The sequence below is a fragment of the Bacillota bacterium genome (assembly GCA_013177945.1).
GTDB lineage: Bacteria > Bacillota > DSM-12270 > Thermacetogeniales > Thermacetogeniaceae > Ch130.
In genome coordinates this window covers 89,900-115,616 of the sequence record JABLXW010000001.1, presented here as the reverse complement: position 1 = coordinate 115,616, position 25,717 = coordinate 89,900, and the positions used below count along the sequence as shown (strand labels likewise).

Below are 25,717 nucleotides of genomic sequence, written 5' to 3'. Positions count from 1 at the left end.
TTTAGGATTGACTATGGCCTGTCTCCAGGGTAGAGTTGCTTATATTATATCATAATTGTTTTAATGGAACCACTCTTTTTTTGCAGCTTAAATTTTTCTAGATAGCCTGCTGTCTCAAGCTATACTGCCAGGTCTACTTTCTACATTGAGCTTGTATAATCCTTCCGAGAAAAAGTTTTTTCCTTTAATAACCCGGGAGGTATATTTAATGCTGGCACGGAGAATGCTTTCCAACTTTGAACTCCGAAGAACTGGCATATCTTTTTTCTGGATTTTCATCTTTCTAAGTTTTGGCATCGGGATGATTTGCTTTCCTGTCGTTGTCCTCCGGGCCGCCCGGCGGGGTTTAGAGGTGTGGTGGGAAATAGTTCTGCCCAGCCTCCTCCCTTTTTTCATCATTTCTGATCTTCTCATGAATTTGGGCTTTATCGCTTTTTTCGGGACCTTTCTGGAACCGGTAATGCGGCCCCTCTTCAATCTGCCGGGAAGCGGCGGATTTATTCTGGCCGTGAGCTACCTTTCGGGTTTTCCTTTATGTGCAGTTCTTACTGCTCGCCTGCGCCAGACGAACCTCTGCACCAAGGACGAAGGAGAAAGGCTTTTATCCTTCACCAGCAATGCCAGCCCTCTCTTCATGTTGGGGGCTGTAAGCGCGGGAATGTTTCAAAATCCGGCGCTGGGCCCCTTGATCGCCGGGATCCATTACTTTTCGAATTTTTTATGCGGGGTGATCCTCAAATTTTTTTCTCGGATTTCTCCTGGTCATCCCCCGCGATCTGGAATGTCAAAGGAATCCCTTTTAGCCAGCGCCCTCAGGGCCTTTCAAAAGGCTTCACGGCTTAAAGAACAGGGCTTCGGGGCCCTGCTGGGGGAGACAATTCGCAGCACAACCATTACTCTTCTCACCATTGGAGGCTTCATCACCCTCTTCTCGGTACTGCTAGGGATTCTCCAAGCGGTGGGCTTGTTTGCAGCAATTACCAGGATTTTAAATCCCCTTGCCGCATTTTTCAATTTTGATCCTTCTTTATTCCGGCCTTTGTTGTACGGTTTTTTTGAAATTACAATTGGAATCAACGAAGCAAGCAAAGTTAACGGTTCTCTACTTCAACAACTGATGATGGTCGAAGCAATTTTAGCATGGAACGGACTTGCCGTTCAGGCTCAGGTAGCAGGAATGGTTGCAGGAACCGACCTCCGGATTTTGACTTACATTTTAACGCGGTTTCTCCAGGCTGCAATTGCGGTTTCGCTGACTTGCATCTTCACCTGCTCCCCGGTTCAAGCAATTTTAGCCATCTCTCCCCGGGACCCTCTGGTCTGGGCGGCGGTTTTCCTGACTGGAGCAATTACCTTTTGCATCATCTCTTTTGCCAGATCTTTTCGAAAAAAAGTAATTATCATTCGCTGAACAGTACTCACTTCATCTGGCTGAGTTCTTCCCGCGCCCTGCGGATGACAGAGAGGTTTTGATCTAGACTCCCTTCAAGCTGACGTAAAATCTCGTCGGCATATTCCGTTGCCCCGTTGCGGATTTCCCTGGCAACGCGTCTTGCCTGGGAAACAATTTCCTCGGCTGCTGCCTGGGCCTGTTTCGTCAATTCACTTTCGCTGGTCAAGCGGTTAACTTCTTCCCGAACCTCGGCGAGGATCCGTTCTGCCTCTTCGCGGGCCTCTTGAATTACTCTTTCTCTTTCCCTGCTCAACAATTTAGCCTGGCGAATTTCCTCCGGTAAAATTGTTCTGATCCGGTCTAGAAAATCAAGCAGCACTTCTTCGCTGATTAAAATTTTACCGGTCATCGGCACCTTTTTGCTGCTCTGGATGATGCTTTCAAATTCATCCAGGACCTTGAAGATATCCACCCTCCCACCTCCGTCTGCTTACCGCTTGCAATTCTGCAGAAATTTTTCCTTCAGTCGTGAGGCTACCTGATCTGAAACAAAACCCGTGACATCTCCACCCAGGCTTGCGATCTCCTTGACGATGCTTGAACTTAAGTAAGAATATTTCGGCTGCGAGACCAGAAAGACCGTTTCCGCCGCAGGATTAAGCTTCCGGTTCATCAGGGCCATTTGAAATTCGCTTTCAAAATCTGAGATCGCGCGCAGACCCCGGACAATGGCGCGAGCTTCCTGCTGGCGCACAAAGTCACTCAACAATCCTCTAAAAGATCCCACCTCAACATTTGGGAGGTGCTTGCACTCCCGCGTGATCATCTCCACCCTTTCTTCTATCGAAAAGAGGGGTTGTTTCCCGGGGTTGATACATACAGCCACAATAACTTTATCAAAGATTAGGGCAGCCCTTTCGATGATATCCAGGTGGCCGTAAGTGATCGGATCAAAACTGCCAGGGTAAACCGCAACTTTCATGATGACCTCCTTCCTCGTGATTGCAATTACTCCCCGGAGTAAAATCTCAGAACACTGTCTCCATACCTCTCCTCCCGAACTGGCAACCTGTTTGCCGTTATTTCCTCCCCGAAGGCGCTCCGGGTAATAATCAACCCCCCTGGACGCAAAAGTTTTAGCCGGTACAGGCAATTCAGAGTTGGTGCCACTAAACCCTGTCTGAAGGGAGGGTCAACAAAGATCAGGTCGAACCCGTATTCCCTCTTTTTTAAAAGATTAAGGGCCTTGAAAGCATCGCACCTGTAAATTTGCGCTTGGGCAAGAAATCTGGTAATTTTCAAATTTTCCTGGATTAAGTCAGCATTTTGGGGATCTTTTTCCACGAAAACAACTTCTTGCGCCCCCCGGCTTAACGCTTCAATTCCAATGCTTCCGGTTCCTGCAAAGAGATCTAAAAAGATGCTGTTTGGCACCCGTGGGGCAATGATATTGAAAAGAGCCTCTCTGACAAAGTCAGTCGCGGGTCTCAAATCCTTCGACTTTCTGGTTTTCAGCCGTTTTCCCTTCGCAATTCCGCCGATCACGCGCAGTTTTTCCACCCCAGATTGTAATCCTGAAAGAAATTATAGCATTAAATAACCAGGAAAACACTTCCCTAAAAAGGATTTGCTTATTAATATTAAACCAGAAGGAGAGAAACCCTTTTTTTAGTCAAAGCAAAGGGTTCGAAAGGGGAGCATCTTGCATGGAACTTACAGAGGCAGGCTGGGCCGTTTTTCGAAGTCGTTACGCCCAAAAAGACGATACCGGAAAAGTGATCGAAAGCCCTGCAGAGGCCGTTTGGAGGATAGCAAATGCGGCAGCACTTGCCGAAAAACCGCTTCAGCGGGCTTCTTGGGCAGAAAAGTTCGCCGCGATCATCGACCAGAAAAAATTTATCCCAAGCACCCCCATCTGGGCCAACGTGGGAAAACCGGAGCGGCCCTGGCAGCCGAGCGCCTGTTTTGTTCTGGCAGTGGAGGACTCCCTCGAGTCCATGTATGAAACCTTGAAGCAAACTGCCCTTGTCTGTAAATGGGGAGGAGGGGTTGGCTTTAATTTCAGTTCTATCCGGCCGCGTGGAGATTTTATTCGTTCCACAAAAGGAAGGGCAAGCGGCGTTGTAGAGTTGATCAGGCTCTACGACGCCTCGGCTGCAATGGTAAAACAAGGGGGCATCCGGAGAGGCGCCTTCATGGGAATTCTCAACGTGGATCACCCCGAAATTTTTGATTTTATCAATGCCAAAAAGGAAGGCGGCTTAGAAAATTTTAACCTTTCTGTGGGAATCACTGATTCCTTTATGGAGGCCGTATTTAACCAAGGAGAATGGAGCCTCAAGTTTAGGGGGGAAACAAGGAGAACCGTAAAAGCCCGAGATTTATGGGAGGCGATTGTCAATGCCGCCTGGGCGTGTGGAGATCCAGGTTTAATTTTTCTTGACCGGCTTCAAGAGGCGAATCCGGTGCCGGGAAATCTTTTAAACGCCACCAATCCATGCGGTGAACAGCCTCTCTCACCGGGAGAAAGCTGCCTGCTGGGTTCCATCAACCTTGCCCAAATAGTGACGGCCGAAAAGGGGATCGCAAAAATAAATTGGGAAGAACTGGCCGCAATCACAGAGGTCGCCCTGCGCTTTCTCGATAACCTGATTGATGTCGCCCAGTATCCGCTTGCTTTTATCGGGGAAAAGTCCCGCGCCACGAGAAAGGTTGGTCTTGGCGTCTTGGGGTTGCACGATCTGTTGATCCGGCTCCGGCTTCCGTATGACAGCCATGAAGGGCGCCAAAAGGCAAGGGAGGTGCTCCGCCACATCCGCCTGACCGCATACCGCTATTCAGCTCAACTGGCGCGGGAAAAGGGGTGTTTTCCCCAGTGGAAAGACTCAATCTTTTATCCAACACAGCCCATGCGAAACGCCTCCTGCATCACCATCGCCCCTACCGGAACCATTACCCTTCTTGCCGGCACCGAAGGGTACGGAATCGAGCCGATTTTTGCAGTTGCCTACCGCAAAGAGACGGAAGCAGGAACAATCCCCGTTTTTTCAAGTCTTTTTCGCCATTTCTGCAACCAGCATCGAGTTCCGGAAAGGGCTTTAGATGAAGTTGCTGCCAAGGGCTCCTGTCAGGGAGTGGCCGGAATCCCGGATCAGCTTCAAAAATTATTTAAAGGGGCTTACGAAATTGCTCCAGAAGATCATCTGGCAATGCAGATCGAACTCCAGCAGGAGGTTGATAATGCGATTTCCAAAACGATCAATCTTCCCCTAACAAGCACCGTGGAGGATTTAGATTTCATCTACAAAAGAGCTTTCACGGGGAGGCTGAAAGGCATTACAGTTTTTCGGGCAGGGAGTAAACCTGGAGTTATTACTTTAGGAGATTTAGGAGAGAAACCCTCCCTATCCTGTTCTTCGCGGTGGATTTGCACCGGTTGCGAAGATCCCAGTTAAATGGTATAAATTACCACAAGAAAAAATGTATAAATTCGTTGTAATTGTACAGAATAGGTAATGGCAAAGGGTCTTCATGGGGAGGGGGACCCCGAACCAGGCAACGTGGCTTCTGTTGGTGCAGAGGTTACAGAAAACCCTCCCCCATGAGCTCTTCCTCCAGTTTCTCCTCTCCCACCGTCATTGAGTTCGCTCTGCGAGCGTCTCAATGGCGGCGCAAAAAGCGCCATGAGGATTACCCTCATGGCTTTTTCTATCCCTCTGATCCTCTGATAACTCCTTTCCATTAAGGAAAAATTAAACAAATGTTAATTAATTTGAACAATTATTTAGTTAAATGCTTTCGCAGAAAATCGGGGCCGTAGCCTCGTCTTTTGAGAACGGCTTCGATTAATTCAATTTTTCTTTTTAAGTCATCAAGCTCCTGGTCCAGTCTTTTTCGCACACCGTCCGGTATGTGTACAGGTGTTTTGCATAAGACAAAACTTCGCTCCCGCTCAAGGTCAGACTGCTCTTCATAGAGACGGTTCAGTTCCTTTTTTAACTCTTCGCTGCTCATCTGCTCAAAATCATGGCACATCCTCAATCTGCTCCTGCCTCTCCCCGAAAACCTTGCTTTTATAATTCCTCCCCGGTGATTTCACAGTACCGCTGAAGGAATTCCTCAAGCAGTTCTTTGTTTTTCTTAATTGTTAGCACCCAGGCGCGAAGAACATCTTCCCCTTCGCCAGTTAGTTTATAAAAGCGGCGGGGTGGCCCTGTACCAGATGTATCCCAGTGCGATTGAACCAGGCCATCTTCTTCCATCCGGCGCAGGTTGCGGTAAACTGCGCCAGGGTCGGGTGTTTGCATCAATCCGAATCCCGTTAAATTTTCTATAAGTTCGTATCCATAAGCCGGTTTTTGCCGCAGCAGGAGAAGTAAACAGGGCTGGATGAATTTTTTTAAAGGGCCCCCGGGGCACCGCCAGGCTTCATCATGTTCTTTAAAATCTGTATCATCAGGGTAGCCACCGTGGAACACTGCCGCCCCCTCCATTTAATTCAGCTTTTCTCCGTCTTAATATCTTAACACCCAGCAGACCCTTTTGAAAATAGTTCTGAGCACCGAAAACCGCTTGACCCTGACGAAAGGTTTGGATTATAATATATGTTGCCAACATATATAGGTAAAATGCCTTGAGAAGGGTACTCGAAGCAAAATCTTCCGCAGGAAAGGGGGTGAGCCGGTGCTCAATGAAACACAAGCCCTTCTGAACCAACTCCAAGAGGGGCAGGCTCAAATGGCGCGGCATCTTCCCGGTGTACTGGAGAACTTTCATGCCCTTGCCCAGTCAGTTATGAAAGAAAGAATTCTAGCGCCAAAGTTCAAGGAACTGATCGCGGTAGCCGTAGCAGTTGCAATCCGCTGCCAGCCGTGAATCGCCAGCCATGTTAAGCGCGCCCTCGGGGAGGGTGCAACGACCGAAGAAATTCTTGAGGCATGCGGTGTGGCCGTAATGATGGGGGGAGGGCCATCCATCGCTTACACATCTTATGTGGTAAAAGCTTTGAAGGATCTTGGTGCCTTAGATCAAGAAGAATAAAGGAGGCTTTTCAGGTGCGCTGCGACAAATGCCAGGCAGATGTTCCTGAAATCGAAATCCACGAGCATTTAGGGCGAAAGCTCTGCGAGGACTGCTATATTGCGGCTTTAACCCGCCCTCAACCCTGCGACCCGGGCGCAGTTTCGGCTGCCAGGGCGAGCCGGGAGTTGCAGGGGCTTAAGGGAGCCGAGGGGCTTACTCCCTTACAGAGAAAGATTTACGACTACTTGAAAGAAAAAGGAAAGGCAACCCGCGATGAGCTGGCAACTTATATAGGGATGCCCTGGGAAGACCTCGAGAAGCAGTTTGCAATCCTGCGCCACTGCGAGCTGGTACGAGCCTTTAAAGATGGTGACACCATCTTCCTGACATTAATGTAGCCCTTTATAAAAAAGCGAAAAAGAGGGTCTTTAGAGAAAACCCTCTCTTTTTTTATCAAAAGAATCAAAAAGTTTGGCCTGCCCTTTTATATTGTAAAACGATGCTGCCTATTGGACGGCCTGTATCCCGGGCGATGATCGGGCACTTCACCCGGAGCAGGAAAAATATATCTTTTCCACAAAACTGAAGGGTTTCGTAGTTCGCCTGCCCTTTTGCAATAACCAGATCCGCCTGTTGGAACCTTTCCTGAAATTCTGGTGAGCATGCTTCCAGTAAGGTGCCCGGTGTATCGGAACCGGTGTCAACTACCTCCACCAGTTCAGGTAAACCTGCAAAAATTGCATCCTCTTTTGTGGCATCGTTGATGATCGGGCCTCCTTTTACAACATAACTGAGCTTTTCAAACGGAAGTTTTTCGATGAGAATCCGGTCGAAGAAGGTTTCTCCGGCATTGTCTCCGATATAAAGAATCTTTTTTGCTTTCTCAACGGCCTCTCGAAATTCACGAAAATGATTGATGGCGAAAGGCTTCTCCAGAGTATCTTCGATTGTTCTGTTTACCGTCTCGAGATCCCGAATGGCAAAATCGATGATGTTTCCGGCAATCGCTATTTTAACTGCCGCCTCGAGGCTGTTTTCGGAAGTCCTGACGATCTCTTTTAAGCGCGGGTACAGCCTGCGGGATGCTTTATTAAAAAAGTGCTTCAGGGGCCGGTAAGGGTCTGAGCATCCGGTTTCTCGCTTGACAATGCTGTGAGCCAGGTAACTGAGCCTGGCGGGGTATTGCGTAAAGGAGACCTCTGCGAATGCTGCCAGTACTTTTCGGAGGACTCTTTCTTGGACCTGTTCGTCCGTGGCGGCCAGCCGCGCCGCATCCAGAGCCTGCCTCACCAGGCAGGGGGCGCAGTCGTGAAATCTCAACATGACCGGTCAAAACCCACCTCTTTCAAGTAGCATTGGGGCCCGGGTTCTTTCCTGGCTCCAGCCAATACGAGTGCTTCTTGTGGCCCGCTACGTTCCCCTTTCCCGACACCCTCACTTCTTCGCTCAAGTTAATACCGGGATAAATTCCTGGCTTTCCTTGGGCAGTTCGCCAGTAAAAGCAGGGGCTTCATCCTTTTTGCTCGGGAACATTTCTCGGTAATCTGCATACCTGCCCGCAAAAACCGGCCGGGTAAACCATATCCCCGGTCGCCGAGTTCGTGTGATGGCTAGTTTCGTTTCAACATCTCTTCAATCCAGCTCACCAGCCTGTCTACCTCTTCCTGCATGGTGCCTCCTTCCAGAGGACCCCCCAGCAGACTTGCCCGGGCTATGGCCGGGGAATAAGGGAAAACGCCCTTGATCTCGATGCCCTTCGCCGCCAGCATTTCTTTTAAAACAGGCTCTGTTTTCTCATCCACCTTATTCAGTGCCACTCCGAAGTCCTTTTTCGCTTCCCGGGCCAGGCTTGCAGCCTTCTCGGCCAGGACGACTGCATCGTGGGAAGGATCCACCACCATCAGCACGGCATCCACACCTTCCAGGACTCCCCGTCCGAAGTGCTCCACCCCCGCCTCGGTGTCAACCAGGACCCATTCGCCGTCTCCCACCGCCAGGTGGTTTAAGAAGGCCCGCGCCAGCGCACCCATGGGGCAGGCGCACCCCTCCATGACATGCTCGATCTTGCCCACTTGCATCCAGGCCACCTGCCCCTCCCTGTACATGCATTCCTCCGGCAGGTTGTCCAGAGTGATTTTTTCGGCAAAAAGCTGAATAACTTCATCGCCCTGACCCCGGATGGCAGCCATCAACTTCTCCCTTACCGCCGGCTTGCCCCCCAGGTGGTCCATTAACGTCTTTTCCGGCGGCTGCAGATTTAACATTGTACCCAATCCTAAATTCGATTCGTCGGCATCCACCACCAGCACCCTTTCCTTTTCTCCCAGCCGCCGCGCCAGCAGGGTCACCAGTGTGCTCTTCCCGCTGCCGCCCCGGCCGCCAACAAGCAATTTAGGCATCCTTAACCAACCCTCCTTGAATCATCTTTAAACCAGCCTGTGCGTGCCTCAGAAACACTGTCCAAATCAGAAACACTGTCCAAATCAGAAGAGTACGGTTTTATGTCCAGGCACCCTCAGAACAGCCCCCCCAACAATCCGGCCGCTCCCCAAAGGCTCTTTTCCGTCCTGCCCGGGGAGCGCGCTCCCCGGGCAGGAGACTCTTTTTCTACACCTGGATCACCTGGTCACCAGGAGCGGGAGGGTCGCGGTAAAACGCCGCTGGTCGTAGTACCCCTCTTTTGCGTCGGTTTCATCCACGTATCTTGCCAGGATCAGGTAGCGACCCGATTCACTTAACGTAAAGTCCACGAGACCGTCTTCTCCCGTTTCTTTTACAAGAGGTTCGCCCACATCAGGCGAATCCCCGTCGACGAAGGTTATTTTCACACCTGCCACAGGCTGGCCCCGGAACAGAGCATGCAGCCTTAAACGATCACCGGCCCGCCAGGTCTTCCAGAGCAGCGGCGCAAGCTCCAGGGCATTGCCTGCCGGCCTGACCTCCCCTTCCAGGTCGTGGCCGACCGGGATAATTGCCCGCGCATACTGGGTGAAGGCCGCGGCTTCCAGGGGAAACTGGCAGTCTTTTTTGGGCAAAAGCAGGTATTTGCCGTCGACCGTAACCGTTACAATCCCGTCCTGCTCCACAACGACCTGATAGAAACCCTCCTTTGCCGGAGTGAAAGAAAGGGCGTAGGAAAGATCGTCGTGATCGTAGAGATTCAAGTTTTCTTTGATTCCCTCAGGGTCAACCAGGTAAGCCTGGAGCCTTTCTTTCTGGCACAACCCGTCCGGCTTCATGTTGTGCCCCCACTTGAAAAAGACCTCGACAGGAGCGCCGGGGTGGTAGTGCACGCGGCCTACATCGAGCCACCCCTCGTGGCCCCGGATGACGAGGTGGGTCGTATCCCGAAGCGATCTGGACTTCATTTCAATCCCCCTTAAGGACTTTTAGTTTTCATAAATTCTGACCTTTCTTGCAAGCCTCACGTATTTCTAAAAAACAAAAAACCACGAAAGTTTCTCCTCCCTTCAGGGAGGCGCAAGACCTCCGTGGTCTGCTTCTTAAAGCCGGATGGATTAATTGTTAAATTCAATGCCGGCCTTCACGGCAACCCAAAAAAACGCCGAAAATCCAAACGGCTCCAGCCGTCCCTTCTTGCTAGTGTTTACTTCGACGCAAAACAGAAAATTCCTGCCCAGGATGCCTGCAAAAAATTGCTTTTACCCGGTGTATTCGGTGTATTTTTTCATCAAAACCAGCAATGCACCTCCCAAAAACATGATTCCGCCACAAAGCAAAAACGCCGGCCTCAACCCCGTTAACTGGGAAAACATTCCACCCAGGGAGGCGCCGCCGGCCAGGGCGGCCATCCGAAAAACTGTTAGAACGCTTAAACTGCCGGCAGTTTCTCCTGGAAAGAGTTCGGCCAGCCTGACCGTGAAAGGAACGGAGGCCAGGGCCTGGGCAAGGCCGAGAAACCCTGCGCTTACCCCTGCCCGGATGACGTCCCGAGCCAGGGCCAGGGCAGCGAAACTGACCCCGCTCCCGAAGAGGCCCAGGAGCAAGGGACGCCGCCACCCAAGGGAGTCTGTGAGATGCCCTGCCAGCAAGACGGCCAGGCTGTAGCTGATAAAGTAAATGGTTATGGTGAAGCCGACCACTCTTTCAGAAGGAACCAGCTCGTAAAAGAAAACCTGCAAGAAAGCATTGCAGAAACCTATTGTCAGAGCCGGGAAAACAGCCAGCACAGAGAGCAGGTAAACCAACCGGTTTTTTATGAAGTGCACGGATCTGGTTTGATCATTGGAAGGCTCGTCCCGCTCTGCAGGCAGCGAGGCCAGAAAACCCATGCCCATCACCGCTGCTCCGATTAAAAAGACCTTTTTAATTCCCAGGAAATCGATAAGCAGGCCTGCAGGAATAGGAGTAAGGGCAAACCCCAGATTGGCCAGGGAGTGGTAGGCACCGATGGCCTGCCCCTTTTTTCGGGCCATCCCGGCCACATAGGCAGTTCCAATGGTAAAGTTCAGGGCTTCGCTGATGCCCTGGAGGCACCTGAAGCCGATCAGTTGCCAGGGGTGCCGGGATAAGGCATAGGCCACCGGAGTCAATGAAAGCAGCGCAAACCCGGCACAGGCAAAATATTTCCTCCCGAATCTATCGGCCAGCAGTCCCAGCGGAAGCACCGCCAGGGCCCAGGCAATCTCGAGGGCCGCAAAGAGCATCCCTACTTCAAAATAGCTCGCTCCTAATTGCCGGGCATAAACAGGGAGAAAGGGGACGACAAAGCCCTGCCCTGACAGGGCCAGAATGATAGCTGCGCTGAATAAAAGGACGTTGCGGTCCCTAAACATTTCTGGCTCCCCTTCCGGCCTCAAGCATTTCCTTTAAACCTTCGCCCAAAGAATTCACCGCCAGTACGGTGGAAATAAGGGCCAGGCCCGGAAAGAAAACCGTCCACCAGACACCGGCCATCAGATCGTCCATCTCTTCCATGATAATGTTCCCCCAGCTCGGCTCATGCGGCGGGATGCCAAGGCCCAGAAAACTCAACGTGGACTCCGCCAGAATGGCGTGGGCTACGCTGAAGGTAGCGGCGACCAGCATGGGAGCAACGACATTGGGCAGGATGTGAAAAAAGATGAGATATCCCCTTGAGGCACCCAGCGCCCTGGCAGCCAGCACAAATTCTCTTTCTCTCAACGAGAGCGTTTCGCTCCGGATCACCCGGGCGGTGGCCGTCCAGCCGGTAAGAGCTAACACAAGGACCACATTGGCAAGCCCCGGTTTAAAGTAGGCGAGGAGTACAATGTAAACAACGATATTCGGTAGAGAGTTGAAGATATCCACGCAGCGCATCAAGATGTTGTCCAGAATGCCTCCCCAATACCCGGAGACCAGGCCGATAGCGACCCCCAGCACGGTGGTGATTACGGCCACCAGGAACCCGACCAGCAGGGAAACCCGGGCCCCGTAAAGGCACCGGCTCAGGACATCCCCGCCCAGGTCATCTGTGCCAAAGGGGTGTCTGAAAGAAGGTGCCTGGCTGGCCCTGTCCAGGGAAGTTGCCGTGGGATCACCGGGAGAAATCAGCGGAGCAAAAGCAGCCAAAAGGCAAACAAGACAGAGAAAGCAAGCACCAAAGACAGCTCTTTTCGGCACTCAGAGTTCACCACCGTACCTTACCCGCGGATCGACGAAAGCGTAGGTGATGTCCGCAAGGAGGTTCCCTAGCACAACGAAGATGCTTAAAAGGAGAACAAGCCCCATCAAGACCGGGTAGTCTGCCCGCAGCGCGCTTTCCACCAGCAGCCGTCCCACTCCCGGCCAGGCGAAGATGGTCTCGATGACCACGCTCCCCCCAACGAGGTGAGGGAAGGCCATCCCCAAAAGGGTAACAAAGGGAAGGAGGGCGTTCCGGAGAGCGTGCCGGAGGAGGACGGCCTTTTCCGGAAGACCCTTTGCCCGGGCCACCAAAATAAAGTCAAAGGCAAGCACCTCCAGCAAACTGGCCCGGAGGAACCTGGTGTACCAGGGTGCGGTAGTAAGGGCAAGCACGAGAGCCGGTAAAACTAAATGATGCAAAAACTCCAAAAAGGAAAAGGTGGTTGCCCGGCTCGAAGCGGTTCCGCACACAGGAAAGATGTTCAGCTTAAGGGAAAAAATATAAATAAGGATGAGGGCAAGCCAGAAATTGGGCGTGGAGTAAAGGGCGAAACTGACAGTTGTACAGGCGTGGTCAAAAAGGGACCCCTGCTTTTTAGCAGAAGCCACCCCCAGGTAAATGCTGACAGCAATAATGAGCAGGTAGCCTGTGCCCATGAGCGCCAGGGTGGCCGGCAGGCGCTCTCCAATGACCTGGAGAACGGGTCGTCCGATGAGTTGGGATGTGCCTAAATCTCCCCGCAGCAGGCGGCCCAACCAGACAAAGTACTGGACAGGCAAGGGTTTGTCCAGCCCCCAGGAAGCCTGGAGCCGCGCCCGATCTTCCGGTGTCAGCAGGCCTGCTTCTTCCTTGCCCAGGTAGAGTTCGACGGGGTCAATGGGAGACAGATGGATGATGAGAAAAGCCAGGATACTGATCCCGAAAAGGAGGGGGAGAAGCTGGCTCCCCCTCCTTAAGAGATAACTGCTTAAGCCCATTGCCCGCTTTTCTCCCTCTTCCTCATTTCTCCAGCCTCCATTCTTCCAGGTTCCACCAGAGGCCCTCGGTCATATAGCCGCTGTGGCCTTCGGGCTGGATTTTGAGTCCTTCAACCCTTGTGCTGCAGGCGTAGGTGTGGTCGATATAAGCAATGAAGATCATCGGCTGCTCTTCGGCAAGGATTTGCTGCAGCTCCCCGTAGATTTTCCGGCGTTCCTCTTTATCCATGGTCGCCCGGCCCTTTTCGAGAAGCTCGTCAACCATTTCGTTCTGGTAGCAGGCGGGGTTCCACCAGCCCTGGCCGATAAACTCCGAGTGCCAGATGGGATACTGGTCATCGGGATCATAGACAGTCGACCAGAAAAAGAGGGTGGCATCAGTATACATTCTGGGTTTAATCTGCTCCCAACTCAGCCCGGCCAGCTCTATATCTATGCCGACCTTTTTCAAATCTGTTCTCACGGCGGTGCAGATATCCTTACGCAGGACATCGTCTGCGGCATACATCAAGGTGAACCGGAGGGGCTTTCCGTTTTTATCCAGAATTCCGTCGCCGTCGGTATCCTTCCAGCCGGAGGCGGCCAGCAGGGCCTTTGCCTTTTCCAGGTCAGGGCTGTACCTTTTGGCTTTAGGGTTAAAGGCCCAGTGGTTGCTCCGGAAGGGAATGCTGGTGGGCTCCCCTTTGCCCTCGAGTATCCTATCGACAATGGCCTGTTTATCGATGGCATAAGCAAGGGCCTGTCGGAGGTTTCGATCCCGGAAGAGCGGGTTCTTATAAGGGAGGCCGATGCCACACCATTCACCTGTGGGAACAGCAACCACCTGAATATTTTTGCTTTGAGCCTTCGCCGCCAGCCTGGGAGGCAAGAAAGCCACATCGACATCCCCTTTGGTCAGCTGGAGGAGGCGGGTGTTTTCATCTGGAATAAAAGAAACCACGACCCTGTCGATCTCCGGCTTCCCCAGGAAGTAATCGGGGTTTGCCTCCATGACCAGCCTCTCTCCTTTTCTCCACTCCACGAATTTAAAGGGACCTGTGCCCACAGGGTGCTGGTTGAACTCAGCAGTCTTGATGTCCTTCCCTTCCAAGAGGTGCTTGGGGACAATCCCGACCACCAGTCTCTCTAGAAACGGGGCATAAGGCTTGGAGAGTTGAATCCTCAATGTGTGGTCATCAATAACATCAATCCTTTCTACAAATTCAAAGTAGGGCTTGAGGGGAGAAGCCACTTCAGGATCAAGGATTTTCTCGTAGGTGAACTTCACGTCCCCGGCAGTAAACTCCTTCCCATCATGCCATCTTACCCCTTTGCGGAGGTGAAAGGTGTAGGTCTTACCATCAGGGGAAATTTCCCAAGATTCAGCAAGGTCTGGAACTACATTGAGGTTTTCGTCAAATTTTACCAGCCCATTGAAGAACTTGGAGCCCCCGTACTTGCCGTAGCCCAAGATGGGGTTCAAATTATCGCCCTCGTACTTGGGAGCAATCACCAGGATGTTTTCCCTGGGTGGTGGGGTAGATGTCGGGTGCTGCTTTCCGCAGCCTGCCAAAATGATGCCCGCCACCAGCACCAGCATCATACCGCTCACTGAAAACAATCTTTTCCAGAGTCTCATCACTCGCCCTCCCTTGCTCTTAACTAAACTTCGAGTCACCCTGCCCCGGCCATGGGGCTAACCACGTTCTCCGTCCATCACCCCCTCATCCAACGCCTAAATGCCCTGATAAAAACCGAGCTTATTCTATAACTTAACTTCAGGCAACCAGCGGGTCTCTAACCTCTCCTCCTGTCCGGCGTGGCCTAAAAGCACAAAGCTCAACACCGCGAAGGAAATGCAGAAAACAGGGGGAAGGTACCACCACCAGTAGCCGTTGACGATCCCCCCGTGGGTGAAGGCGTAGTGTAGCATCATTCCCCAGCTCTTTTGCGTCGGGTCGCCAAGCCCGAGAAAGCTTATTCCCGCTTCCGTGAGCATAGCACCGGCAACCGCCAGGGAAGCCTTGGCGAAAACAACCTCTGTGGTATTGGGGAGGATATGCCGGAGCATGATGTAGAAACTGCCGGCTCCCAGGGCGCGGGCACTCCTGACAAAGGGCATTTCCCTGATCTGCAGCACTCTTGAGCGGACCACGCGGGCCGTTCCCGCCCAGCCCAGAAGGGAGATGGCAATAATAATGTTCCAGATGCTGGGCTTGAGGTAAGCCACCAGCACGATCACCAGCGGCAGAGTGGGAATCAGGAAAAAGAGATCGGCGAAGCGCATCAGGAGTTCATCCAGGGTTCCCCGCAGATAACCTGCCGCAAGCCCTACCAGGGTGCCGATGACAGTAGCCAGAAAGGCGGCAAAAAAACCGATAAACAGGGAGATGCGGGCACCGTAAATCAGTTCGCTTAAGAGATCCTGCCCAATGTCGTTGGTGCCTAAAGGATGCTCTCCCCCCGGCGGCAGGTACGGAGTCCCCAGCGCCCAGGGATCATGGGGTGACAGGAGAGGGGCGAAAATCGCCGTGATTAAAAAAAGCAGAAGTAGGCTCAAGCCTGTAGCTGCCATCCTGTTTTTAAACAAAAGCCTCACCCTCTTTGATCCTGGGGTCGATCAACGCATAGGCGAGGTCGGCCAGGAAATTGGCCAGCATCACACAGATGGTTAAGATCAGGAAGCACCCCTGGAGCATGGGGTAGTCCCTGGAGACTACCGCATCATAGATTAACGTGCCCATCCCCTGCCAGGAAAAGACCACCTCCACCAGCAGCGCCCCGGCCAGCAAGAACCCGAAATCAAGGGCCACCACCGTCACCAGCGGCGGCAAAGCGTTGCGGAAAATGTGCCCGAAGAGAACCCTTCTTTCCCTCAAACCTTTTGCAAAGGCGGTCAGCACATATTCCTCTGTCTTTACCTGCGCCACGGCGTTGCGCATGATGATGTAGTTGTAGGCGCCGTTGTGGATAACCAGAACCGTCAGGGGAAGGCACATGTGCCACAAGATATCGGCCAGCCTGGCCGGGCCGGAAAGATCCCCGCTCACCATTCCACCTAAAGGGAAGAGGTCGAGGTAAAAGGCAAAGAGCAGGAGCAGCAGCATCCCGAAGCAGTAAGTAGGGACGGTGTAAAAGAACAGGAGCACGGGAGTGAAGACAAGGTCAGCTTTCTGCCCTTTTTTCCAGCCGGCCAGCGTCCCCAGGTAAGCCCCTAAAATGGCAGCCAGGATAATCGCCGGCAGGAGCAGGACAAGCGTCCACTTGATGCGGAAGAGGATCACCTTGAAAACAGGCTGTCCGTATTGATAGGACCAGCCAAAGTCCCCTTTCAGGCAGCTGGCAAGGTAAATGCCGAACTGAACGGGCAAGGGCTTGTCCAGCCCGTACCTGGCTTTCAACTCCTCCAAGGTCTCAGGTTCGTGAACGTAGAGATACTGGTAGTTTTCCTCACCCAAGAGATGAACCAGGGGATCTCCCGGCATGAAGCGGATCAGGAAAAAGTTCAAAGTGATTACGCAGAAAAAAGCTAATAAATACCAGACCAACCTCAAGGATAAGTAAAATCTCCTCATTAGCTGCTCCCCGCCACCCTAAAAGAAAAAACCACAGAAATTCTCCTTTCCTGCCTTCGTGGCAAGAATGAAAACCTCCGTGGTTTTGATGTTCCGCCTGGGTTCTTCCGCGCGCGTCCCTTCACGAGACGCCTTCTGATTTCAACCTATTCGACAAGAATAAGGTAATTCCTGCTGAAAGATAAGTTTTGTTGCCGAAACCCACTCCGGCCGGAGTCAGGTTTTGGGCGTATGCTACAGCGACGTTTTTCAGTTGCATTTCTTCGGGCAGCACCCCCGCGTTTTGATGGTATAACCGGCCCGCAGCTGTTCGGGGACGTGGGACAGGTCGTCCACCTGCAGGGGCTGCCCTTTTCCCGCAAGGTTTGCAAACTCACCCCTGCGCATGGCTTCCCGGATTTTCTCTTCGGCCAGGATGGCCAGAATATCCATACCCATGAAATCACTTCCCATATCTATAACCTGGCAGTTTCCGGTACTCGTATCATTCCATTCCCAGGGAGGCCGCGATGAGGGTGGTCAGGGATGATGCTCCAGTTGCCGTGCACAGCCACGGATGGAAAAGCTTGAGGTGAAAGGCATTAGACAGGAAGCTGGATCCGCCCCAGCCTCTGCCGGGCCGGGAGAAGCCCCCCGCCCCTGGGACGACCGCAAAAGAGAGGGCATGAGTTTGGGTGAGCTATTTAAAAAATACTTTCCACCTGTACCGCAAATCCGGCGATTACACGGGATTGAACCTCTCCCTGTTGCTCCACTTCCTGGTCCAGGGCATATTTTCCACCCTTCAGGCAAAAAACCTGGACCGATTTACTATGGGGATCAACGATCCAGTATTCCCTGACGCCGCTCTTTTCGTAAATCTTATACTTGGTCCGCAGGTCGTAATAACCGGTACCGGGAGAAAGGATTTCCACCACCAGGTCCGGGGCGCCATTAATCCGGTTCTCTTCGATAATGAACAGCCTTTCGTTGGAAATATAAATTATGTCCGGCTGGTAGGTTTCCGTTTCTTCCAGATAGACATCCACAGGAGCGTACAAAACAACGCCCAGTCCTTTTTCCAGGACATAACCCGCCATTTTTAATTCCAGTTTCATGGACACCATCTGGTGGTATGGTGTCGGCGAGGGCGTCATGACCAGTTCCCCCCCAATCAGTTGATAGGGCGACCCTTCCGGAAGGCGGCAGTAGTCTTCGTAGGTATACCTTTGCCGGCCGGCCGCCAGCTCACCCGGGACGGCTCTCATTTTTCGCACCTCCATTTCTCCGGTACTGGTTTTGGCATTGTCTTAATCCGCGGTTTTTTCATTATTTTACCTGAACACAGCAGTTTGTGCAAACTATCTGAACCTGCCTGGCTGCAAAAATAAACAAATTAAAGTATTCCTGGACAGCAGCGTAATTATTGCTGGCCTGGCGTCGAGAACCGGCGGTTCGCCTCACTTTTTTGTTTTTAAAAAATACCCGGCCCGCATCGGCCGGCAAAACCCCTGCCAAAATGTGGGCAAGCGTAGATTTGCCGGAACCGGATTCCCCCACCAGGGCCACCACCTCACCACTTTTAATTTCCAGGCCAACTCCTTTCACTGCCTCAATTTCTCTATCCTTCAATATGTATTTTTTTCGAATCCCTTCAGCCCCCCCTTGTGACAGACTACCATGCGCTCAAGGGCTACATACCTGAGGGGACCTCGGAGTTTTTGATTAAAATGGCGATTTATGACCAAACGTGTTAAACCGCCAAACCACCTTCAGGCAACTACCCTTGACAGGAACTGACGTAAGGATTATATTCAGGTGTAAGGAGGTATTTAAATGATAAGAGCAAGGCTAACAAGTAAGGGACAGGTAACAATACCCGTAATCGTCCGCCGCAAGCTTAACCTGCAACCGGGAGACGAGCTCGTGTTCGATCTCGACCCGGGCGGGGAAGTTAAGATAAGGGTCCTGAAGCGCAAACGCTTAACTGAGCTCTATGCCTCCCTGCCCGCGAAGAGACCTTACCCCGGCAAGGCAGAAGTCCGGGAAGAGGTGGCTGGTGGACTCGCCCGGCAGATACTGGACAAGGGGAAAGAAACGTAATGGTCTATTTGTGGGTTGATGCCAACGTTGTCTTGCGCTTTCTCACCGGCGACCCACCCGAAATGGCCGCTCAAGCCCTGGAGCTAATGAGCCGTGCTGAAAAAGGAGAAATCGGCCTGCGAGTATCTCACCTGGTAGTAGCCGAAATCGTCTGGGTTCTGTCTTCTTTTTACAGGTATGCCAAAAGCCAGATTGCCGAAACCTTAATCTCCTTTCTCAGTGCCGACGGAATTTACCCTGAAAACCCCGCTTTGCTTATCCAGGCCCTGCAAGATATGGCGGAAAAAAATGTCGACTTCGCAGATGCCTACCTTGCCGCGCTGGCCCGAGCACGTGAGGAAAGCATCTGCTCCTTTGACAACGATTTTGAAAAGTTGAACGTCAAATGGGTTGCCCCGCCAGGAGATGGGTAACCGACCCAATCTAGCTGCATGTCAAGACCCGCTTCAGATAAACCTGAATTCCCTGCTCCCTAACCGCCCCTCCATGGCCAAGAGCAGGAAGCAAAGACATCAGCAGAACAAAAACCATCAAAAAGGAGATGCCCTTCAGGGAAAAACTTTTTTTCATCAAAATCCCCCTCCAAACCTTCTTGATCTTTGGATTAAATTCTCACAGCTAGCCTTGATACTCGCTTTTGTAGCAACCTAAGAGGGTTCTCTTTAGCGTGAAAATTGCAAGCAAAAGGCAGCCGCCAACTGAATGATAAACGCGCCATCACCCGCCCCTATATCAAGGACAGTAAATTCTGAGCCAATCAGACTACCTTTCCGGAGTAACGCTAACAACCTTCTCCCACTTTTTGCCGCCTTCCTCCCAGACGATCCGCACTTTGCTTTGGTAGGCAAGTCTTTCAACTTCGTCAGGGTTGCCTTCAATGAGGTACGTAACCTTGTCCAGGGTGACTGTTTTACCTGGAGCTACAGCCCCAGGGATGCCTAAGCACTCGTTGATGACGAGTTTCTTAAAAGAAGGATCAAGAATCGGGTCGACTAAAATGAAGCTTTTATTCCTTTTTCCGGTGTTTGTTACGGTTACTTGATATACTACCTGCCGGTGTTTCTCTGGGTCTGGCCTCCTACCTTTATACCAGTCGTAACAGGGATCGTGTGGATCAGGAGAAAAGTACACGCTGACTTTAACCGTAGCTTGCAGAGTGTCGACGGGATCGTATTTCTGGCACCCGGTAAAGATCAGCGGAATAACTAAGATCACAAAAAAGACCGTGAGTTTTTTCAAGGTTCTATCTCCTCCTATATGGCATGAAAGGGTAAGCCTGCCCCAGGCAGGAGGCCTGGGGCAGCCTGTTTTATTTAATATGTTATATGGAGGTAGTACTTGGTGCCACTGATGTCGCTTAATTTTCTGTCCTTTGTGTTAGTTGTATGGTACGTCACATGTCGATTCCCTGCACTATCAATCTTCGTTACGATCATCGAGTGATCGTTTGGATCGCTATCATCGAGGTTGAGCTGCACGATGTCACCCAATTGCAGTTGGCTGGGTGAGGAAACCAGGGTCCCTAAACGACTCCGGATGTGCCAGTGGAGGGTCTCCACCTTCACCCAACTCCAGGACCAGTCGTCGTCGTTGTTGCTGTCGTAAGCATCGCTACCGTGGCGGTAGTAGTACCAGTCGTCTTTGTCCCACCAGGGCCGCCACCAGGCATCAACCATCGGTATCCCGCCGCCTTCTTTAAGACACTGGGAGACAAAGTTGGTGCAGTCGGCACGAAAAGCGTGGTAAGCGGGATTGTAGTTTTTGTAAAAAGGATTGTCACTCGCGTTGCCGACATAACGGTAGGCATAATTAACAGCCCCCGAACGGTTGTACGAGCCACTTTGTATGACGGTAGGAGCAGGCTTTTGCTGCGATTGCTTCCTTAGCTCCTCTTCTGGTGACCCTACCGGCGGCAAAATGTTTCGGACGTAGTAGTCGTAGGCGTAAGCATCTATCAGTTCCCATTTCTGGGGATCTTGACGCCGCAGCTTTCCTGCGGGGTCGGCATACTCGGTGAGGCGCTGCCAGTACTCCTCTGTGCCGTATTTAGGGACCTTACCGACTTTCTGACGCAGAAGCTCTTCGAAGATCTTCTGCCCTTTTTCAACCTTCTGCTGCTCCATTACTTGCATGTTGATCAGTTCGTCTACCGTACCATTTCCTTCTTGAACAGCTGTATAACCGGCCACCCCTGGTCCGGCAAGCAGCGCGAGTAAGAGTAAGATTGCTATTGCTGCCTGCCAGCGGGTACTAATTTTCCGCAACATGGGCGCTTAACCTCCTTATAATTCCGTTGGTTATTAAAACAACAGAAAAATCCAGGTTTTCGCATATGCAATAATCTCAAACAAATCGGGTCGCAACAGGGGCTCACCGCCGCTGAATTCCACCTCCATGGTGCCCAGCCGGGACAACTCTCCAAGCAATTCCTTGACCTCGGCCAGGCTCAGTTCGTTGTACAGCTTCTCCCCGGCGCTGGCATAGCAGTGGCGGCACCTGAGGTTGCACTGGTTGGTAAGTTCCACGGTTACCACCAAAGGTGTATAAATTTGCCCACCCCCTAAACAAAAAACCGCGAAGCTCCTCCTTGCCTTCATGGCAAGGTGGAAACCTTCGCGGTTTCTGTTTCCAGGATATTCCGTTTTCCCCTGACGGATTCCCGGGGATCGAGCACATCCCTTAACCCGTCTCCCAAAAGGTTAAAGCCCAGCACCGCGAGCATAATGGCCAGACCAGGAAACAGCATCAGGTTTGGTTCCACCTGAAAGTACGGCCTGCTGTCACTTAGCATTGTCCCCCATTCCGGAGCAGGCGGCTGGGCTCCCAAGCCTATAAAGGAAAGCCCGGAAATGCTTAAAATAATCCAGCCCAGGTCTAAGGTGGCAAGCACCACCACCGGCCCGATAACATTGGGAAGGACGTGACGGGATAAAACCCATAAACTTGATGCGCCTAAGGCCCTGGCAGCCAGGATAAATTCCTGCTTTTTTATTTGCAGCACCAGTCCCCGGATGAGCCGGGCAAAGCTTACCCAGGAAACACCGGCCAAAGCCAGCATGGTGTTGGTGAGACTGGGGCCGAGCATCCCGGCGATGACCAGGGCCAAAATAATATTGGGAAAAGCCAGCAGCACGTCCACAATGCGCATTAGTAAATTGTCTACCCGGCCTCCAAACCAGCCGGAAATCAGGCCGTAAGGGATGCTGATTCCCAGGATGGCCAGCAAAACAATAAAAGAAGTGGTAAGAGAAACCCTTGTTCCCCAGATTATTCTGGAAAGCAGGCAGCGCCCCAGTTGATCAGTGCCCAGCGGGTATTCCTTACAAGGTGCAAGAAGAGCCTGGTCAAGGTTTGCATCTACCGGGTCATGGGGGGCAAGGAAAGGAGCCAGCACCCCAACCGCTATAAACCCTAGAACGATGACCAGGCCGGCGAAAGCCAGAGGGTCCTGGCAAATTTTTAACAGGCCTGCTGCCTCCGGCCTTACCCCGATCTTTTCTTTCAAAATTCTTGCTTCCTGCATTTAGCTCTCCTCCACCTCTACCCGGGGGTCGAGGAGCCGGTAGGATAGATCCACCACCAAGTTGGCCAGGACAAAAACCACCGCCATAAACAAGGCGTAAGCCTGGACAACCGGATAATCCCGGTTAAAAATGGCCTCCAGGCAAAACTTGCCCACCCCCGGCCAGGCAAAGACGGTTTCAATGATCACTGTCCCCCCCAAAAGGTGGCCAAAGCTCAAACCCAGCATGGTCACAGGCGGCAAGAGGGCGTTTTTTAAAGCATGCCGGACGACTATCTCTCTTTTGTTCAGTCCTTTAGCCCAGGCCACCGTAATGTAATCCTGCCCCAGCACCTCCAGCATGCTTGCGCGCAGGAGCCTGGCGTAAGTTGCCGCCATGCCAAAGCTCAAGGTTGCTGCAGGCAAAATAAGATGCTCTAAGCCACCTCTTCCCATGACAGGCAAAAGCTTTAGCTTTACGGCAAAAAGATAAATGAGGAGCAGGCCCAGCCAGAAACCGGGCAAAGAAGCGCCTAAAATAGCGATCAGGCGCATTAAATGGTCAGTTGCGGCCTGGCGGTAAAGGGCAGCCAGAATACCTGCGGGCAGAGCAAGCAAGACCACCAGAGCAATAGCCGCCCCGGCCAGCTCCAGGGTTGCCGGAAAGCGCGCGAGGATTTCCTTTGCCACCGGCTCGCCGGTATAATAGGACTTTCCCAGGTCCAGGTGAAGGACATTTATAAGCCAGCGGAGGTACTGGAGAGGAACCGGGGCATTTAAGCCCAGCTCTTCACGCAGCGCCTCTACCTCTTCTTTTGTCGGTTCAATCCCGCCCTGCCGCAAGATCAACTCCGCCGGGTCTCCAGGGGCCAGGCGAATTAAGCCAAAAGTAATTATGGAGATGCCAAACATTACCGGAATGAGGTAAGACAAACGCTTAAGGAGATACGTTCTCATTTTCTTCAACCCCTTTGGCCCCAATTATCCGGTTGGCGGCCAACCGGATAAATTCTTTTTTTGTTTACCTCCCAGAGGATGACTCCTAAATGATGCGATACTTTCTGATGATAAATGCCGTCTTTGCTCTGTTTTTGGATGTAGTCAGAAATTATCTGCTTAATTTCAGGAGTAACATCTGTATAACGGCCAAAAGATGCACAAAGGCTTTCAATGGCCTCTTCAGCAGGTTTTTCTTCCTCCCAAAAATCATCGATAAAGCGTAAGCTTGGAAGATAACCCAAAGCCAGCAAGAAATTCAAAGGGTAAATAACTTCAAATCCGCCACCAGGGTAAGCTTCTTTAAAGATAAGTTTCCACAGTTCAGCAAAAACAGGGTTATGATAACCTCCAGCGAATTCAATGAGGCAGCAGTATTTGCGGCTGGCGGCGAGCATTTTCAGGAAGGTTTCGGGATCTCTGATTGCCGGTGTGATGGAAGCAAAGACCAGGTCAAAATAACCCGACCAGCCCATTTTTTCTAAATCAACCTCTTCCCAGGGAAGAACCACTGTGGTTATGTTTGGCAAACCTGCTTCCTTAGCCTTTTCTTCTAAAACCTCGATCATTTTCTCAGCACTGTCCAAAGCCACTACCTGCTTTACTTTAGGTGCCATGCGCAGGGCATAAACCCCCGGCCCGCAGCCTATATCCAGGACAACGGAATCTTTATTTAAAATCCCTTGAGTCTCTAAAATTTCCATCACAGCTTCTAAGCGATCTTTTTCCTTTGTTTGTCTCTCCTGCCCGTAAGTAAGAGCGATCTTATTCCAGAAGTCAGAGCTATCTTTCGTCCTTTTAGCCCATAGGGAATTTTTTAAAGCTTCTTCCCAGGCGCTGCGCCAGAACCCGGCCGTCTTGAGGAGCTTAAAGTCCAAGCTCAATCCTCCTTTCCCTCCTTAATTAAGAAACGATCTTGCGATGAAAGATCCTGGCTGAAACGATGGCGGTAAACAAAGCCACCCCCCAGACATAGAGCAGGTGCCTTAAAGGGGAGCTGCTTCTTAATCCTTCCACCGCCTGAGTCAGGGGAACAAGCTCGATAAAACAGCGCACCGCCTTTGGGTAAAGTTCAAGAGGGAAGAATATCCCGCACAAAAAGGAAAGCGGCAGCAAAATCAGAGTGCCTGTAGTGGTGAAGTGATGAGGATTGGTGTGGCTTATCCCGCTAATAATCCCCAACGAGGTAAAAAACACCCCCAAGCCGGCGCTAAAGCCAATAAGCCAGCCTAAAGAAACTGAACTGCTCCCTATAACCAGATACGCCATGACTAAAAAACAACCCACGGCAAAAAGAGAAATGAAAATGCCGGCAATCAGGTAACCAGCCACTGCTTCCAGCGGATAAATAGGGGCCACCATCATTAAAAGCTCTAAATACTTGTCTACCTGCCGGGAAATCCAGAGCTCCGAGCTGAAGTGAGTATAGCTTACCTGCATCACGGTAATCATTAAAATTCCTGGAAAAACATATTCAAAGTAAGTGTTCCCCCCGTAGCGGGTAAGAGTGCCTACCCCCAAACCAAAGGCAAAAAGGTAAAGGGCGGGGGCAAGGAGGGTTCTTACGGCAAAGTACGGGAGGTGGATCAAGTAATCATATAATACGTATTCGCAGGTAACGCCAATCGCCTGCAGAGGCTTATGCATTTACCTCATCATCCTTCCCGGTAACCTTTAAAAAAACTTCTTCTAGCGAAGCCTGCCTTAAAGAAAACCCCAGCGGATTAAACCGAGAACAAACTTCCTGGACGAGCCAGCCTGCCTGCCGGGAATCACCATTAAAAGTGACCTCCAGGGTTTTTCCCTGAAGATGGCAAGTCTTTACCCCTGGCAGCCCGTTCAACCGGTTCATTTCCTCCGGCGCGGGCGATTCCTTAAGCTCTACAGATAAAACCTGCGGCTTGCCGATGATTTTGCGCAGCTCTTCTGGGCTTCCCTGCGCGACAAGCTTCCCTTGATTGATGATAATCACCCGGTCGCAAAGCTGCTCCGCTTCTTCTAAATAATGGGTGGTTAAAAAGATGCTTTTCCCCTGGCTTTTCAGCCTTTGAATTAAATCCCAGAGCTCTTTTCTGGCCCGCACATCCAGGCCTGTAGTTGGTTCATCCAGGAGGAGCAGGGGGGGATCGTTAATCATTGCCCGGGCAAAGAGGACCTTCTTTTGCATCCCGCCGGAGAGGTGCGCCCCGTTTTTCTTGCTGTGTTCCGTTAAATCCGCCCATTGGAGAGCAAGCCTGGCCCTTTCCAGGGCTTCTTGGCGGGGAAGCCCGTAGAGGCGGGCGTAAAAGTAAAGGTCCTGCTCGATGTTATAGTGTGCGTTGTAGCTGAAATCCTGGGTGCAGACGCCAAAAAGGCCCTTGGTCTTGATGGGGTTTGCGACTGCATCGATCCCGGCAATAAAGACTCGCCCTGCGGACGGCCTGTAGAGGCCGGTAATGATCCTTATCGTTGTGGTTTTCCCTGCTCCGTTGGGCCCCAAAAAGCCCAGCACCTCTCCTTTTTTTAAAACAAAATTAAGGTTGTCCAGCACCTTTTGTTTTTTTAAGTATTTGGTTAAATCTTTTACTTCCAGGATATTCATTA

29 protein-coding genes and 3 pseudogenes are annotated in these 25,717 nt (G+C 51.7%); 6 read left to right on the top strand and 26 right to left on the bottom strand.

The window, feature by feature from the left end:
- Positions 1-208 precede the first annotated feature (208 nt).
- Positions 209-1,411: a sporulation integral membrane protein YlbJ gene (locus HPY58_00560; GenBank protein NPV28148.1), complete on the top strand. Its 1,203-nt coding sequence runs from the start codon at positions 209-211 to the stop codon at positions 1,409-1,411.
- A 7-nt stretch (positions 1,412-1,418) separates the two neighbouring features.
- On the opposite strand, the gene HPY58_00555 is transcribed toward HPY58_00560, so the two are convergent.
- The 3 genes from HPY58_00555 to rsmD are packed head-to-tail and all read right to left on the bottom strand — an operon-like array spanning position 1,419 to position 2,953.
- Entirely contained in the window at positions 1,419-1,865 is a 447-nt protein-coding gene (locus HPY58_00555; protein ID NPV28147.1) for an ATPase, read from the bottom strand.
- Between the two features lie 18 nt (positions 1,866-1,883).
- Entirely contained in the window at positions 1,884-2,375 is a 492-nt protein-coding gene (gene coaD, locus HPY58_00550) for a pantetheine-phosphate adenylyltransferase (GenBank protein ID NPV28146.1), read from the bottom strand.
- A gap of 26 nt (positions 2,376-2,401) precedes the next feature.
- Positions 2,402-2,953 (bottom strand): 16S rRNA (guanine(966)-N(2))-methyltransferase RsmD, encoded by a 552-nt coding sequence (gene rsmD, locus HPY58_00545; GenBank protein ID NPV28145.1) that lies wholly within the window; start codon positions 2,951-2,953, stop codon positions 2,402-2,404.
- 146 nt (positions 2,954-3,099) lie between these two features.
- Here rsmD and HPY58_00540 point away from each other — a divergent pair, with 146 nt between their 5' ends.
- Positions 3,100-4,848: an adenosylcobalamin-dependent ribonucleoside-diphosphate reductase gene (locus HPY58_00540; GenBank protein NPV28144.1), complete on the top strand. Its 1,749-nt coding sequence runs from the start codon at positions 3,100-3,102 to the stop codon at positions 4,846-4,848.
- Between the two features lie 325 nt (positions 4,849-5,173).
- Here HPY58_00540 and HPY58_00535 read toward each other — a convergent pair whose 3' ends face one another.
- Together HPY58_00535 and HPY58_00530 are read right to left on the bottom strand one after the other, a co-directional pair.
- Positions 5,174-5,428, bottom strand: a complete 255-nt coding sequence (locus HPY58_00535; protein ID NPV28143.1) for a hypothetical protein — start codon at positions 5,426-5,428, stop codon at positions 5,174-5,176.
- 38 nt (positions 5,429-5,466) lie between these two features.
- Positions 5,467-5,886, bottom strand: a complete 420-nt coding sequence (locus HPY58_00530; GenBank protein NPV28142.1) for a PadR family transcriptional regulator — start codon at positions 5,884-5,886, stop codon at positions 5,467-5,469.
- Between the two features lie 244 nt (positions 5,887-6,130).
- Here HPY58_00530 and HPY58_00525 point away from each other — a divergent pair.
- Together HPY58_00525 and HPY58_00520 are read left to right on the top strand one after the other, a co-directional pair.
- Positions 6,131-6,433 (top strand): annotated as a pseudogene (locus tag HPY58_00525) (carboxymuconolactone decarboxylase family protein).
- Positions 6,434-6,447: 14 nt separating this feature from the next.
- Positions 6,448-6,813: a hypothetical protein gene (locus HPY58_00520; GenBank protein ID NPV28141.1), complete on the top strand. Its 366-nt coding sequence runs from the start codon at positions 6,448-6,450 to the stop codon at positions 6,811-6,813.
- 64 nt (positions 6,814-6,877) lie between these two features.
- Here HPY58_00520 and HPY58_00515 read toward each other — a convergent pair whose 3' ends face one another.
- The 12 genes and pseudogenes from HPY58_00515 to HPY58_00460 all read right to left on the bottom strand — a co-directional run bounded on the left by HPY58_00515 (position 6,878) and on the right by HPY58_00460 (position 18,242).
- Positions 6,878-7,738, bottom strand: a complete 861-nt coding sequence (locus HPY58_00515) for a DUF89 family protein (protein ID NPV28140.1) — start codon at positions 7,736-7,738, stop codon at positions 6,878-6,880.
- A 287-nt stretch (positions 7,739-8,025) separates the two neighbouring features.
- Positions 8,026-8,814 (bottom strand): nitrogenase reductase, encoded by a 789-nt coding sequence (locus HPY58_00510; protein ID NPV28139.1) that lies wholly within the window; start codon positions 8,812-8,814, stop codon positions 8,026-8,028.
- Positions 8,815-9,033: 219 nt separating this feature from the next.
- Positions 9,034-9,783, bottom strand: a complete 750-nt coding sequence (locus HPY58_00505; GenBank protein NPV28138.1) for a DUF4198 domain-containing protein — start codon at positions 9,781-9,783, stop codon at positions 9,034-9,036.
- Between the two features lie 294 nt (positions 9,784-10,077).
- Positions 10,078-11,211 (bottom strand): MFS transporter, encoded by a 1,134-nt coding sequence (locus HPY58_00500; GenBank protein ID NPV28137.1) that lies wholly within the window; start codon positions 11,209-11,211, stop codon positions 10,078-10,080.
- The gene (locus tag HPY58_00495; protein ID NPV28136.1) at positions 11,204-12,019 is read right to left on the bottom strand and encodes an ABC transporter permease; all 816 of its coding nucleotides are present in this window, start codon (positions 12,017-12,019) and stop codon (positions 11,204-11,206) included. The genes HPY58_00500 and HPY58_00495 overlap by 8 nt, the downstream gene beginning before the upstream one ends.
- Positions 12,020-13,000, bottom strand: a complete 981-nt coding sequence (locus tag HPY58_00490) for an ABC transporter permease (GenBank protein ID NPV28135.1) — start codon at positions 12,998-13,000, stop codon at positions 12,020-12,022.
- Positions 13,001-13,022: 22 nt separating this feature from the next.
- Positions 13,023-14,618, bottom strand: a complete 1,596-nt coding sequence (locus HPY58_00485; protein NPV28134.1) for an ABC transporter substrate-binding protein — start codon at positions 14,616-14,618, stop codon at positions 13,023-13,025.
- 126 nt (positions 14,619-14,744) lie between these two features.
- A complete protein-coding gene (locus tag HPY58_00480) occupies positions 14,745-15,569 on the bottom strand; it encodes an ABC transporter permease (protein ID NPV28133.1) in 825 nt (274 codons plus the stop codon).
- Positions 15,562-16,554 (bottom strand): ABC transporter permease, encoded by a 993-nt coding sequence (locus HPY58_00475; protein ID NPV28132.1) that lies wholly within the window; start codon positions 16,552-16,554, stop codon positions 15,562-15,564. The genes HPY58_00480 and HPY58_00475 overlap by 8 nt, the downstream gene beginning before the upstream one ends.
- Positions 16,555-16,675: 121 nt before the next feature.
- Positions 16,676-16,986 (bottom strand): annotated as a pseudogene (locus tag HPY58_00470) (DUF1992 domain-containing protein).
- 251 nt (positions 16,987-17,237) lie between these two features.
- The gene (locus tag HPY58_00465; GenBank protein NPV28131.1) at positions 17,238-17,801 is read right to left on the bottom strand and encodes a Uma2 family endonuclease; all 564 of its coding nucleotides are present in this window, start codon (positions 17,799-17,801) and stop codon (positions 17,238-17,240) included.
- Between the two features lie 193 nt (positions 17,802-17,994).
- Positions 17,995-18,242: pseudogene (locus HPY58_00460) on the bottom strand (ATP-binding cassette domain-containing protein).
- 127 nt (positions 18,243-18,369) lie between these two features.
- Here HPY58_00460 and HPY58_00455 point away from each other — a divergent pair.
- Together HPY58_00455 and HPY58_00450 are read left to right on the top strand one after the other, a co-directional pair.
- Positions 18,370-18,636 (top strand): AbrB/MazE/SpoVT family DNA-binding domain-containing protein, encoded by a 267-nt coding sequence (locus tag HPY58_00455; protein ID NPV28130.1) that lies wholly within the window; start codon positions 18,370-18,372, stop codon positions 18,634-18,636.
- Positions 18,636-19,049, top strand: coding sequence for a PIN domain-containing protein (locus HPY58_00450; GenBank protein NPV28129.1), 414 nt, complete (start codon positions 18,636-18,638; stop codon positions 19,047-19,049). The genes HPY58_00455 and HPY58_00450 overlap by 1 nt, the downstream gene beginning before the upstream one ends.
- A gap of 10 nt (positions 19,050-19,059) precedes the next feature.
- On the opposite strand, the gene HPY58_00445 is transcribed toward HPY58_00450, so the two are convergent.
- The 9 genes from HPY58_00445 to HPY58_00405 form a co-directional block, all read right to left on the bottom strand.
- Entirely contained in the window at positions 19,060-19,206 is a 147-nt protein-coding gene (locus HPY58_00445) for a hypothetical protein (protein NPV28128.1), read from the bottom strand.
- 192 nt (positions 19,207-19,398) lie between these two features.
- Positions 19,399-19,875 (bottom strand): hypothetical protein, encoded by a 477-nt coding sequence (locus HPY58_00440; protein ID NPV28127.1) that lies wholly within the window; start codon positions 19,873-19,875, stop codon positions 19,399-19,401.
- A 74-nt stretch (positions 19,876-19,949) separates the two neighbouring features.
- Complete coding sequence (locus HPY58_00435; GenBank protein ID NPV28126.1) at positions 19,950-20,903, bottom strand: amidase domain-containing protein; 954 nt, start codon at positions 20,901-20,903, stop codon at positions 19,950-19,952.
- Between the two features lie 33 nt (positions 20,904-20,936).
- Positions 20,937-21,233: a radical SAM protein gene (locus HPY58_00430; protein NPV28125.1), complete on the bottom strand. Its 297-nt coding sequence runs from the start codon at positions 21,231-21,233 to the stop codon at positions 20,937-20,939.
- A complete protein-coding gene (locus HPY58_00425; GenBank protein NPV28124.1) occupies positions 21,230-22,159 on the bottom strand; it encodes an ABC transporter permease subunit in 930 nt (309 codons plus the stop codon). Before HPY58_00425 ends, HPY58_00430 begins: the two co-directional genes overlap by 4 nt.
- Entirely contained in the window at positions 22,160-23,095 is a 936-nt protein-coding gene (locus HPY58_00420; GenBank protein NPV28123.1) for an ABC transporter permease, read from the bottom strand.
- Positions 23,096-23,100: 5 nt separating this feature from the next.
- Positions 23,101-24,012: a class I SAM-dependent methyltransferase gene (locus HPY58_00415; GenBank protein NPV28122.1), complete on the bottom strand. Its 912-nt coding sequence runs from the start codon at positions 24,010-24,012 to the stop codon at positions 23,101-23,103.
- A gap of 25 nt (positions 24,013-24,037) precedes the next feature.
- Positions 24,038-24,781 carry an ABC transporter permease gene (locus tag HPY58_00410; GenBank protein NPV28121.1) on the bottom strand — a complete coding sequence of 248 codons (744 nt, stop codon included), beginning with the start codon at positions 24,779-24,781 and terminating at the stop codon, positions 24,038-24,040.
- On the bottom strand, positions 24,774-25,715 hold the full coding sequence (locus HPY58_00405) for an ABC transporter ATP-binding protein (protein ID NPV28120.1): 942 nt from the start codon (positions 25,713-25,715) through the stop codon (positions 24,774-24,776). The genes HPY58_00410 and HPY58_00405 overlap by 8 nt, the downstream gene beginning before the upstream one ends.
- Positions 25,716-25,717 lie beyond the last annotated feature (2 nt).